General features: G+C 40.2%; 12 protein-coding genes and 1 other annotated feature. Of the genes, 4 read left to right on the top strand and 8 right to left on the bottom strand.

Annotated elements, in window-relative coordinates; genetic code table 11:
• From EV282_RS20420 to EV282_RS05100, 5 genes are all read right to left on the bottom strand, one after another.
• The coding region (locus EV282_RS20420) for a hypothetical protein (protein ID WP_207224283.1) at positions 1 to 186 on the bottom strand (186 nt) is incomplete at its 3' end.
• 146 nt (positions 187 to 332) lie between these two features.
• Positions 333 to 2,252, bottom strand: a complete 1,920-nt coding sequence (locus EV282_RS05120) for a putative bifunctional diguanylate cyclase/phosphodiesterase (RefSeq protein WP_130294332.1) — start codon at positions 2,250 to 2,252, stop codon at positions 333 to 335.
• A gap of 138 nt (positions 2,253 to 2,390) precedes the next feature.
• A complete protein-coding gene (locus EV282_RS05115; RefSeq protein ID WP_130294330.1) occupies positions 2,391 to 2,693 on the bottom strand; it encodes a rhodanese-like domain-containing protein in 303 nt (100 codons plus the stop codon).
• A 14-nt stretch (positions 2,694 to 2,707) separates the two neighbouring features.
• Positions 2,708 to 5,128, bottom strand: a complete 2,421-nt coding sequence (leuS, locus tag EV282_RS05110; RefSeq protein WP_130294328.1) for a leucine--tRNA ligase — start codon at positions 5,126 to 5,128, stop codon at positions 2,708 to 2,710.
• Positions 5,129 to 5,419: 291 nt separating this feature from the next.
• Positions 5,420 to 5,648, bottom strand: a binding site (T-box leader).
• Between the two features lie 131 nt (positions 5,649 to 5,779).
• Positions 5,780 to 6,979 (bottom strand): MDR family MFS transporter, encoded by a 1,200-nt coding sequence (locus EV282_RS05100; RefSeq protein ID WP_130294324.1) that lies wholly within the window; start codon positions 6,977 to 6,979, stop codon positions 5,780 to 5,782.
• 164 nt (positions 6,980 to 7,143) lie between these two features.
• Here EV282_RS05100 and EV282_RS05095 point away from each other — a divergent pair, with 164 nt between their 5' ends.
• Positions 7,144 to 8,109, top strand: a complete 966-nt coding sequence (locus EV282_RS05095) for a TIGR01212 family radical SAM protein (protein WP_130294322.1) — start codon at positions 7,144 to 7,146, stop codon at positions 8,107 to 8,109.
• A complete protein-coding gene (locus tag EV282_RS05090; RefSeq protein WP_130294320.1) occupies positions 8,106 to 8,681 on the top strand; it encodes a class I SAM-dependent methyltransferase in 576 nt (191 codons plus the stop codon). Before EV282_RS05095 ends, EV282_RS05090 begins: the two co-directional genes overlap by 4 nt.
• Positions 8,682 to 8,709: 28 nt before the next feature.
• Here EV282_RS05090 and EV282_RS05085 read toward each other — a convergent pair whose 3' ends face one another.
• A complete protein-coding gene (locus tag EV282_RS05085) occupies positions 8,710 to 9,780 on the bottom strand; it encodes a tetraprenyl-beta-curcumene synthase family protein (RefSeq protein ID WP_130294318.1) in 1,071 nt (356 codons plus the stop codon).
• 28 nt (positions 9,781 to 9,808) lie between these two features.
• Positions 9,809 to 10,609: an alpha/beta hydrolase gene (locus EV282_RS05080; RefSeq protein WP_130294316.1), complete on the bottom strand. Its 801-nt coding sequence runs from the start codon at positions 10,607 to 10,609 to the stop codon at positions 9,809 to 9,811.
• An 83-nt stretch (positions 10,610 to 10,692) separates the two neighbouring features.
• Between EV282_RS05080 and EV282_RS05075 the strand changes: the two genes are divergently transcribed.
• Complete coding sequence (locus tag EV282_RS05075) at positions 10,693 to 11,211, top strand: gamma carbonic anhydrase family protein (protein WP_130294314.1); 519 nt, start codon at positions 10,693 to 10,695, stop codon at positions 11,209 to 11,211.
• On the opposite strand, the gene EV282_RS05070 is transcribed toward EV282_RS05075, so the two are convergent.
• Positions 11,201 to 11,572, bottom strand: coding sequence for a VOC family protein (locus EV282_RS05070; protein ID WP_130294312.1), 372 nt, complete (start codon positions 11,570 to 11,572; stop codon positions 11,201 to 11,203). The genes EV282_RS05075 and EV282_RS05070 overlap by 11 nt on opposite strands.
• A gap of 139 nt (positions 11,573 to 11,711) precedes the next feature.
• Between EV282_RS05070 and EV282_RS05065 the strand changes: the two genes are divergently transcribed.
• Positions 11,712 to 11,933, top strand: coding sequence for a spore coat associated protein CotJA (locus EV282_RS05065; protein ID WP_130294310.1), 222 nt, complete (start codon positions 11,712 to 11,714; stop codon positions 11,931 to 11,933).
• Positions 11,934 to 11,958: the final 25 nt, after the last annotated feature.

Here is an 11,958-nt window from a genome sequence, read left to right as displayed (position 1 = left end):
AATTCCCAAGAACCGCTCGTAATTCCCAATAACCGCTCGTAAATCCCAAGAACCGCTCGTAAATCTCAAGAACCGCTCGTAAATCCCAAGAACCGCTCGTAATTCCCAATAATCGCTCGTAAATCCCAAGAACCGCTCGTAAATCCCAATAATCGCTCTTAAAATAGCATTCTCCTTAATATTCATTGATAAGTTGACTGTAGTTCAAGGTGCGAGCATCGCGGAACGGAAGACAACCACTTCCAAAAGCAACAAAGTTTACGAAAACAGCCATTCTAAAATACATAAAAAGACTCAAAAAACCGTTTCCGAATGGCTTTTTGAGTCTTTTACTAATTGATCACCATATTCTCTTGAAGATGCTTCTCTAGTTCTTCAGGTTTTAAAGGCTTAAACAAATGGTATCCTTGCCCATACATACATCCTTGTTCTAATAGAAAATCTATTTGTTTACAGCTTTCGATTCCTTCAGCAATAACATGAAAACTAAGGTTATGACCCATATCAATTATCGTTTTCACGATTGCACCTGCTTTAGGATCTGTCAGAATATCATCAATGAACATTTTATCGATCTTTAGCGTATCTACAGGCAGCTGCCTTAAGTACGTTAACGAAGAATAACCTGTACCGAAGTCATCGATTGATATCCGAATTCCTTTCTCTCTTAACCGGTTAAGTACTGGCAAAGTTTCCTCAAGGCTTTCCATCGTCGTACTCTCTGTAATCTCTAGTTCAAGAGAAGAAGCTGGGAAATGGGTCTCGGTTAAAATTTGTTCCACTCTGCTTACAAACGATTCTTCTAAAAGCTGTCTTACTGAAATATTTACGGATATCAGGAGTTCATCAAATCCATTTTGATGCCACTTATAACCCTGCAAACAAGCGTTTTTTAATACCCATTCGCCGATTGGCAAGATCATTCCAGTATCTTCTGCAATAGGAATGAATTCGCCTGGAGAAATAATTCCTTCCGAATCCTTATTCCATCTTAACAAAGCTTCTACACCAGTTATTTTTTTTGTATGGAATTGAACTTGAGGCTGATAAACAAGAAAAAGTTCATTCTTTTTCAAAGCTTTTCTCAAACCGTGTTCAAGGTTCAGCCTTCTTTCCATTTTCCCATCATGCTGTTCTGTAAAAAATTGATACGTGTTTCGGCCACGGTCTTTTGCCTGATACAAGGCTGCGTCGGCTCTTTTTAAAAGTGTATCACTGTCAGAACCGTTTCCTGGGTATAAACTTATTCCGATACTTGGTGTCGTGAAGACTTCTTTACCGCTTAGTAGGAATGGCTTTGTAAAAGAACATATGATTTCCTCAGCCACTGTTATCACTTCTGCTGCATCTTTAAATTCCAGGAGAATAAGGAATTCATCTCCGCCTCTCCTAAACACCTGCCCTTTTCCTGCGACTGTTAATTTCAGCAAATCCGCTACCTTTTGTAGTAAAAGGTCTCCAAAACTATGACCAAGTGTATCGTTGAGCACATTAAAGCGATCCAGATCTAAATATAGTAAAGCCAGGTTCCCCTGTTTCAAATCGACTTCATTCATTTTCTGTTCGAAGGTCTCCATAAACCCATTTCGATTTGGAAGTCCTGTCAGTTCATCAAAATAAGCCATTTGATTAATGGTCAATTCCGCATGTTTGCGTTCTGTTATATCAATAAGAATTGAATTGAAATCAATGAGTTCTCCCTTATCGTTTAAGAATGGTATTCCCCTATCCTGAATCCATCTGATGTCTCCATCTGGACGCAGTATTCTGTATTCACTTGTATTAATTATTCCTTTTTCAATATCAGCTGCACGCATGATCGTAATTTCAAGATCATCAGGATGGATTACTTTTTTCCATAAATCTACATCATCATAAAAGGATTGAAGCGGATAACCATAAAGTTTCTCAATACCAGAGGTAATAAGCAGTTTATTCGTTTGCAGATTATGTGACCAAATTGCAACATCAATGCTGTCAAAAACGTTTTGAAGATTAACTCTGCTTGCCTCTAATTCTGCATACGTTTCTTTATGTTTTTTTATTTCCTTCTCAAGATCTATGGCATAGCTGTCTTTTTCTTTCAGCATTTTGTAGACAAAGATTCCAAACACAAAAACAGCGCCGATATCTAAGACATACATCCATATATTTTGAGTATAGATCGACCCTATTGAGCCCGCTAAATGAATAGTAAAAAAAGCAGCAATTATGCTTAACCACTTCTTTTTATTTGATTGTATAAATGCCATGAGAGCCTCCAGGGTACACAGTATACCCTTACTATCGGCAGAAACTCCTTAATTTTTCACTCTTCCTGAATATTCGATACGTGAAATTTTTTTCTAATGTAAAAAACCCCCTGCTTATTAAAGCAGAGGATTTCATGTTTATTCTTTATTATACTCAAGCATTCCGCCAGTCATATTTTTTACTTTATAACCTTGATCTAATAAGAAGTAGGCAACATTTTCACTTCTTCTTCCCGATCGGCAAATAATAATATGTTCTTCATTTTTATCGATCTCAGCTAATCGGTCTGGTATCTCTCCCATTTTTATATGGGCTGCTTCAGGAATCTTTCCTTCAGCCACTTCCTCGTCTTCACGAACATCAATCAAGGATACCTTCTTGCCATCTTTAAGTAATTGTTTCACTTCGGATGGTGAAATTTCTTCTAATTCGTAGTCCAATTGAAAAGCCTCCTTTAGTTTGCAACGATATTTACGAGTTTACCAGGTACAGTGATAATTTTGCGAATCGTTTTGCCTTCGATGCTTTGTTGAACAGCTTCTTCTTTTAGAGCGACTTGCTCCATATCCTGTCCGCTGCTGTTTGCCGGAATCGTCATCTTCGCTTTTAATTTCCCGTTTACTTGAACAACGATCTCAACTTCATTTTCAACGAGCTGGGCTTCATCCCATACTGGCCAAGCTGCATATGCGATGCTTCCTGTACCACCTAACTTTTCCCAAAGTTCCTCGCAAATATGCGGTGCGATCGGAGAAAGCATTTTTACAAAGCCTTGAACAAAATCCTTAGGAAGTGTCTCTTGCTTATTGGCTTCATTAACAAATACCATAAGCTGCGAGATAGCCGTATTAAAACGAAGACCTTCATAATCCTCCGTTACTTTTTTAACAGTCAAATGGTAAAGACGGTTAAAGGCATCTGTTCCTTTAATATCTTGAATGGCTGGATTCAGATTCTCTCCATCTTCGGAAACCAATAATCTCCATACACGGTCAAGGAAACGGCGAGCACCATCAAGACCTGTCGTACTCCATGCGATAGAAGCATCCAGCGGTCCCATAAACATTTCATATAAGCGAAGTGTATCCGCACCATGACTCACAACAATCTCATCAGGATTAACGACATTGCCTTTTGACTTACTCATCTTTTCGTTGTTTTCACCAAGAATCATACCTTGGTTAAACAAACGCTGGAACGGTTCCTTCGTTGGAACAACGCCAAGATCGTACAGAACTTTATGCCAGAAACGCGCATATAGAAGATGCAATACTGCGTGTTCTGCTCCGCCAATATAAATATCTACAGGCAGCCAATGCTCCAGTTTTTCAGGTGATGCAAGCTGCTCTTCGTTTTTAGGATCGATGTAGCGAAGGTAATACCAGCAGCTTCCTGCCCACTGCGGCATCGTATTTGTTTCACGACGTCCCTTCTTGCCTGTTGCAGGATCTACAACGTTTACCCAATTTTCCTCATTAGCGAGTGGTGATTCTCCTGTTCCTGAAGGTCTGATTTCTTTCATTACTGGAAGTAGCAATGGAAGTTCTTCTTCAGGAACGGTTGTCATTGTGCCATCTTCCCAATGAATAACCGGAATCGGCTCTCCCCAATAGCGCTGACGTGAGAATAGCCAGTCACGAAGACGATAAGTAATCTTCTTCTCACCTTTACCGTTCTCTACAAGCCAAGCATTCATCTTTTCGATTGCTTCGATTTTTTGCATGCCATTTAAGAAGTCAGAGTTCACATGTTCGCCGTCACCTGTGTAAGCAGCTTCAGCTACATTTCCACCAGCAACCACTTCTGCAATCGGAAGCTCAAATTTAACAGCAAACTCATGATCTCGTTCATCATGAGCAGGAACTGCCATGATAGCGCCAGTTCCGTAGCTTGCTAGTACATAATCAGCAATCCAGATCGGAAGCTTTGCACCTGTTACCGGGTGGATCGCATATGCTCCAGTAAACACACCAGACTTTTCCTTTGCAAGCTCAGTACGCTCAAGATCAGACTTCGTTTCTACTTGTTTTTGATAAGTTGTTACCGCTTCAAGCTGTTCATCAGTAACGATCTCTTTTACAAGCTTATTTTCAGGAGCAAGGACAAGATACGTTGCACCAAATAGTGTGTCCGGTCTTGTTGTAAACACTGTAATCTTAGAAGAATGACCGTCTACATTAAAATGAACTTCAGCACCTTCTGAACGTCCGATCCAGTTACGCTGCATATCTTTTAAGCTCTCTGGCCAATCCAATTCTTCAAGATCTTCTAACAGTCTGTCCGCATAAGCTGTAATCTTCAGCATCCATTGTTTCATAGGTTTACGGACTACTGGATGACCTCCGCGTTCGCTCTTTCCATCGATAACTTCTTCGTTAGCTAGAACTGTTCCAAGCGCTTCACACCAGTTAACCGGTACTTCATCAACATACGCCAGACCTTTGTTATAAAGCTGGATAAAAATCCACTGCGTCCACTTGTAATAAGATGGATCTGTTGTATTCACTTCACGGTCCCAATCATAAGAGAAACCTAATTCCTTGATCTGTCTGCGGAATGTATTTATGTTTTGCTCTGTAAACTCTGCAGGGTCATTACCTGTATCAAGGGCATATTGTTCAGCAGGAAGACCAAATGCGTCCCAGCCCATTGGGTGAAGTACATTATAGCCTTGCATGCGCTTCATGCGTGATAGAATGTCAGTTGCTGTATATCCTTCCGGGTGGCCAACGTGAAGACCTGCACCAGATGGGTATGGAAACATATCTAATGCGTAGAACTTCTTTTTGTCATATTCTTCTTTCGTTTGGAATGTCTTGTTCTCATCCCAAAAATGCTGCCATTTTTTTTCGATTGTTTTGTGGTTATAATACATAACCGTTCCTCCTTCATTGACCCTGCGTTATGGTGAAAAATAAAAGGCTTTCCGTAATTTCTCCTGCTGTAAGAAGTAGTTGATTTCCGCTCCAGGATGCTCGCTTTCCGCGGGGTGGGCGGTGAGCCTCCTTGGCGCTTTGCACCATTAGGAGTCTCACCTGTCCCACTGATCCCGCAGGAGTCTCGCACCTTGCGCTCCAATCACCTTTTCAAGGATGTAACATGAACCATCCAATAACAACAATCTTTAAAAAAGCCAAATAAAAAAACCTCCCGCCCCTAATAAAACATTAGGGACGAAAGGTTAGATCACAAATTTTAAACCTGCCGCGGTACCACCCTGATTAACGCAAAAATCACGTTCACTCAAACTAACCTTAACGCGGCGGGACGGCAAGCATTACTTCATTCACACTTGCAACTAAAGGGTGAGTTCAAAAAAGTCCGGGTTGACTTGCACCAGCCGTCAACTCTCTAAATGCCATTCTTTTTTTACTATTCCCTCTCATCGTTATTAACGAATAATAGATGTTAATTTGTATTTTATGAATTCTTTTAAAAAATGTCAAGGTTGTTTGAACTAACATAACCTAAATTTTCCTTTTTTAAACTCAAATCCTACTAGGCAAAATGATATGCAAATACTTTTTTAAACCGAGGCAGATTGAGATGGACTTGTATTTCTAATAGATTGTCTGTTGCGAATGTAAACAATAGTCAGCATAAATGCCAGGACCATTAACCCAATAATCGTTTGAAACAATATATTTATGTTAAAAAGGTCGGCAATCATCCCTCCAAATAAAGGACCAAGCATTCTGCCTCCTGTAGCCGTGCTATTCACAATTCCTTGGTAGAATCCGGCCCTGCCCTGAGGTGCAAGTTCTGCTGCAATACTTGGCACGCCAGGCCAAACTAGCATCTCACCGATTGTCAGTACGATCATCGCAATCATAAATCCGCTAAAATCCTTTGCGCTTCCTACAATTACAAATGAGATGATAAATATGACATATCCGACGAGTATTTGGCTGGTTGTTGACTGAAGCCATTTTTTTAGAAACACATTTACTAAAGGCTGTCCTAGGACGATGAACAATCCATTGACGGTCCACAGAAGGCTGTACATCTTTAAAGTCACACCTAAGTCCTGTGTGTATGAAGCAATGGTAGATTGCCATTGAACATAACCGATCCAAGCTAACAGGTATCCCCCGCAAAGGATTAGCAATGCAAAGAAAGCTTGTTTGTTATGAATACGCTTTTTTTGTGAGAAAACCGTTTGAACACTGCCACTTTCTTTTTCATCTATCCCTTTAAAACCAAATAGTACGATCATAAAGAATAGGAATGAAAGAGCAGAACAGCTGATAAATGATAATGTGAAAGAATAAGAGGCGGCTAATCCCCCAAGCGCTGCACCTAGAGCTACACCTACATTTTGCGCGATATAGATGCGATTAAAAGCTTTCCTCCCACCTTCTTTCCACATCGTACCGGCAAGTGCGTACATGGAAGGAAAAACAATTCCCATACCGAATCCCATGAAGACCAGCAATATGCTGTAGGTCCAGAAATCATGAAACCAAATCAATAAAAATGAAGTAGTAAATGAAATGGAAACACCCAGCATGATCGTGCGAAAGCCGCCTAGTTTATCAAACAGCAAACCGCCTGTTAAGTTCCCAATGATACCTGCCCCAGAATTCAGTAATAATACGATTCCGGCTATCGTTAAAGATTTACCTAAATGCTCATGCATGAAGATGGTATTGATCGGCCAAAGAAAACTTGAGCCTGTAACATTCAGTGCCATACCTATGATGAGCAGCCACACTTTCGCTGGCATGAAGATCCCTCGCTTACCATGATGTCATAAAAAAACCCTTCTGTATTTTAGTCCTTTTTCCTTAACTTTACAACGTAAATAAATCATATCTATTTTGCCGCTCATCTCTTGTACATGCTACAATTGGCTTGGTGCTCATCACCGAAAAAAAAGGAGTGAACAGGTTGACACACCTTATAGAAAAGCCTGCTTTTTTTGGCGATAAAAGATATTACACATGGAACCACCATTTAAAATCTCACTTCGGAGAAAAAATTATAAAAGTTCCTCTAGACGGAGGATTCGATTGTCCAAATCGGGACGGAAAAGCGGCTTACGGCGGCTGTACGTTCTGTTCCCAAAGCGGTTCAGGAGATTTTGCCGGGAATCGCCGAGACGATATAATCACACAGTTTCATACCGTAAAAGAACGCATGCATGCTAAATGGAAAAAAGGAAAGTATATTGGGTATTTCCAGGCTTTTACGAACACATACGCGCCTGTTGAACAATTAAAAGAAATGTATGAAACGGTTCTCGAGCAAGAAGGAGTTGTTGGTCTGGCTATCGCTACACGTCCTGATTGTCTTCCAGATGATGTCGTGGAATATCTGGCTGATTTAAATAAACGTACGTATTTGTGGGTTGAACTAGGGCTGCAAACCGTACATGAAAGAACTGCTATGCTTATCAACCGTGCACACGATTATCAGACATACGTTGAAGGTGTCAACAAACTGAGGAAACACAATATTAGAGTCTGCTCCCACATCATTAATGGACTGCCGCTTGAAACGCCTGAAATGATGATGGAAACTGCACGTGAAGTCGCAAAACTGGATGTTCAAGGAATTAAGATACATCTATTGCATCTATTAAAAAAGACTCCGATGGTAAAGCAATATGAACAAGGAATGCTGGATTTCCTTGATTTTGACACATATGTAAACCTTGTATGCGATCAGCTCGAAATCATTCCTCCAGATATGATGATCCACCGATTAACGGGTGATGGTCCTTCTGATCTCTTGATCGGACCGATGTGGAGTTTAAATAAGTGGAAAGTGCTAAATGCCATTGAAAGTGAACTGAAACACAGAAACAGCTTTCAAGGGAAATTTTATGTGAAAGACGAGGTGAACTCTTTATGAAACTAGAAGGTGTCCTCCCTTTTGCAAGAACTCTTCTTCGTTCATTTTGCGCGCCAGGGGAAATCGTTATCGATGCGACATGCGGAAACGGCAATGATACTCTGTATTTATCAAAACTAGTGGGTAAAGATGGACAAGTATTTGCTTTCGATATTCAGGAGCAGGCGATTGAAAAATCTAAACTTCGGTTAACTGAAAACCAAGCTGATAATAATGTAACGTTTTTTCACGCTTCACATGATGAGATGATCAATAAGCTGCCTGAGTTCGTAATCGGTAAAGTCTCTGCTGCAATCTTTAACCTGGGCTACTTGCCTGGTAGTGATAAGTCGATCACAACAAAAGGTTCTTCTACTATCGATGCGATCAAACAGCTGTTTCAAATTTTAAAACATGAGGGACTTATCATATTGGTCATCTATCATGGTCATGAAGAAGGAAAACGTGAGAAGGATCTTGTCTTGGACTTTGTAAAAAACCTCGATCAGAAAAAAGCACACGTACTACAATATGATTTCATTAATCAAAAAAACGATCCGCCATTTGTTGTAGCGATCGAAAAAAGAGGCTGATCAACGTATGTTGATTCAGCCTTTTTTATTACGAAAGCGATGGCTTTAGTTTCTGGTACACTTTTCTGTTTACGTAAAAGAAGTAACTTGTTGCGCCACCTACTTTTACAAGTTGTGCTGCCATTTTCTTAATTCCCGGACATTCAGAAACTTTGCGGTCTGCTAAATAAATTCCGAGCAAACCTCTTTGGATTAGTCGATGAAATTTTGAATTAGGTAATTTTGAACAACTGCTTTCCGCTTCTCTTGCGAAATAAACCATGCGTTCAAGCATGTGCTGCTCATTTTTATAATACGTACAAAAGTTAAGGTCCCCTTCAAGCTTGTCCTCATTTTGATCAATAAAATAATCCAGCAGAATATGTAATCCTTGCAACCAAGGGAAATAACCTTTCGTGATGGTTTCAGCAGATTCTTTTGTAAAATCGCCTTGAAAAGCATAGCTGACGAGACAAAAGATACCAAGTGTCGAACCTGCACAAGCGGAGAATTCATACCATGTGATATCAGGCAGAACAGATTGATACTCCCCAAACCAGCTAATGAGGCGTGGCTCTCTTTCCTGGACAACAACATGCTTATGAACTTGAAGGTCACAATAAATCTGGGCAAGTCCTATCAGCTCACTTGCAATATTCGGGTATGCTTGCATCTCCGATAATACCTTTTGACAGGTTAATACAAGATCAGCGAGATATCCGCCGTCCTCCTGTTCTTCTCTGTACCTGTAGTAGTTAACAGGTTTTACGCCTGGACTCAGTGCATGGAACATACTTTCATGAAGTGCCCTGAAGTCTTTTTCACTTAGGGAAGTACTTCGATCACACAGGTTATCTAAATAATCACTGATCGTTTGGTAAGCTACTACAAATTCTATGGCTTTGTTTCGATGCTGTCCGGCGAGAAGAGTTAGTATCGCTCCGCCTTCACAATGAAACATCTTGTTGGAAATGCTGCTTAAAGCCTGCTGCCTCAATTCAGGATCAGGTATTTTTTCTGCTTTATCATGCCAATTTTGAAGCAGCTGACTGACAGCCGGAAAAACTTTCGTATAAACGGAATACATCAAACCCCACGGGTGAACTGGAACTTTGTTCATATAGATGCTCCTTTAAATTATTCTTTCCTTACCTTTTTCCTTTATTGGCTTCACTATGCAGATATAAAAATCTTTTTACGTATTCAAAAACATTTTCCCGCTCAGGTTCATTTAAAACTTCGTGATACAGTGAAGGAAATTCTTTATACCATTTCTCTTCCAGGTATATTCCGTTGAACCAGCGTTTTACGGCTTCTTTATCTACAATTAGATCATCCCCCGCCTGAAGCAGCAGTAATGGGATGTTCGGGAAGGTCTTATAATGTTCGAAGGCATGCTTAATTGAAGCCGTCAGTTCCCGGTACCACCTCACCGAAACTCTTTTAACGATTAATTTATCCTCTTTATCCCTCACTCGTATCTCTTCATTTCTTGTTGCGCTGCCTTCTGGCAAGTTGGTCGCAAGCCTTATACCTGGTGCGAGTTTGTTTAATACCAGGGAGAGGGCTTCCTTGCCTCTTGAGGGATAATGAACTAACCCGAGACATGGTGAAGATAAAACGACTGCCCGAATATCCAGATTCCTCTCCATTAACGTACGGATAACAGCGAGCCCTCCCATACTGTGACCTAATATATACACGGGCAAGCCAAGTTTTTTTGCTTCTAGAAACCAGTTCTCAATGGTAAAGATGTACTCATCAAACGTATCAATGTGTCCTCTTCTTCTCGTCGTTGTACCTTGACCAGGCAGATCTCCTGAAACACAATGGAAACCGGATTCATTTAACTGCTTTATCACCCAGTCGTACCTTCCATGATGTTCGTTTGCACCATGTACGACCACAATCGTACCTTTAGCTTCCCGATCTGTTTTCCAAGTCCACATCATTCCACCCTCTTCCCTATTCATTTAGGTCTACGATTTGATAAACTGTATTTAATTAATTTATTTAACAGGATGTGTATAAAATGATTTACCCTTATGGAGACAAACAGCCTAAAATTTCGGAAACTGCTTTTATTGCAGACTATGTAACCATTACCGGTGATGTTCAGATTGGAGAATACTCTTCGATCTGGTTCAACACATCAATACGGGGAGACGTTTCCCCTACGATAATCGGCAATTATGTTAACGTACAAGATAATTCTGTACTTCATCAAAGTCCAAATCGCACACTTCATTTACAAGATGGGGTAACAGTTGGTCATAGCGTGATTCTGCATAGTTGTACGATTGAGGAAAATGCATTAATCGGCATGGGTTCATTGGTGCTAGACGGAGCACATATCGGTAAATGTGCCTTTATAGGTGCAGGAAGTCTGGTACCTCCCGGAAAAGTGATACCGCCAAATACTCTTGCATTCGGTCGTCCGGCAAAAGTAATACGTGAATTGACCGAAGAAGATATTAAAGATATGGACCGTATTCGTCGGGAATATTATGAAAAAGGACAATATTATAAATCACTTCAGGCTAAACGTTAAATTCAATTAAGTTACCATCTGGATCACTCACAAAAACCTGATGCCAGTCTGTTTTATTGTTTGGCTTATTGACGTATTTAACACCGTGAGCGTCAAGAGTCTTGATTAGTTTATCCATATCTTCAACCCTAACCGCAAAATGGCCGTCTCTGCTGTCGATTTCGGTTGTGTTTCTTCTGGCCTTACCTTTTTTGTGAACAATCAAATGAAGCTGTGTATCGCCAATATCATACCAAACGCCCGGAAAATCAAATTGGGGGCGTTTTTTATTTTGTTTAAAACCTAAAATCCCTTCGTAAAAATACAAGGATTCCTTCAAGTTTGTAACTAACAGAGAAACATGATGTATTCCTTTGTACATATGCTCAACACCTCATTTTCAAGTCATGTTTTGCCCATTATTTTAACACAATTAATCCTAAATTGAGATTATAAGTGCTTAAACACCTCCCTTAATGAATATCTATATAAAAGTAGACTTTAAGAAGGGATGGTTTTAGATGAATAGAAACACACCTGTAAAATCATATACGCCTTATCATAGTCCTTTCGATCCTTGTCCGCCTATCGGTAAAAAGTTTTATTCGACTCCACCAAATTTATATATGGGTTTTCAGCCGTATGATCTTCCGCAGTTCCCGCCAAAAGAAGCATTGCGGAAAGGAACTCTCTGGCCTGCCTTTTACGATTATTATGAAAATCCGTATGAAAGAAGGGGGTAATTGAGGTGCAGCAAACATTGCCAGA

It is taken from the genome of Fictibacillus sp. BK138 (assembly GCF_004216955.1).
Taxonomy (GTDB): domain Bacteria; phylum Bacillota; class Bacilli; order Bacillales; family Fictibacillaceae; genus Fictibacillus.
This window is presented reverse-complemented; position numbering and strand designations above follow the sequence as displayed.

Excerpts from the sequence above, each read along its gene's own strand:
- EV282_RS05090 (WP_130294320.1), top strand. The coding sequence starts at position 8,106 with ATGAAACTAGAAGGTGTCCTCCCTTTTGCAAGAACTCTTCTTCGTTCA.
- EV282_RS05070 (WP_130294312.1), bottom strand. The coding sequence starts at position 11,572 with ATGTACAAAGGAATACATCATGTTTCTCTGTTAGTTACAAACTTGAAG.
- EV282_RS05085 (WP_130294318.1), bottom strand. The coding sequence starts at position 9,780 with ATGAACAAAGTTCCAGTTCACCCGTGGGGTTTGATGTATTCCGTTTAT.
- EV282_RS05120 (WP_130294332.1), bottom strand. The coding sequence starts at position 2,252 with ATGGCATTTATACAATCAAATAAAAAGAAGTGGTTAAGCATAATTGCT.
- EV282_RS05075 (WP_130294314.1), top strand. The coding sequence starts at position 10,693 with ATGATTTACCCTTATGGAGACAAACAGCCTAAAATTTCGGAAACTGCT.
- EV282_RS05100 (WP_130294324.1), bottom strand. The coding sequence starts at position 6,979 with ATGCCAGCGAAAGTGTGGCTGCTCATCATAGGTATGGCACTGAATGTT.
- leuS (WP_130294328.1), bottom strand. The coding sequence starts at position 5,128 with ATGTATTATAACCACAAAACAATCGAAAAAAAATGGCAGCATTTTTGG.
- EV282_RS05065 (WP_130294310.1), top strand. The coding sequence starts at position 11,712 with ATGAATAGAAACACACCTGTAAAATCATATACGCCTTATCATAGTCCT.
- EV282_RS05080 (WP_130294316.1), bottom strand. The coding sequence starts at position 10,609 with ATGTGGACTTGGAAAACAGATCGGGAAGCTAAAGGTACGATTGTGGTC.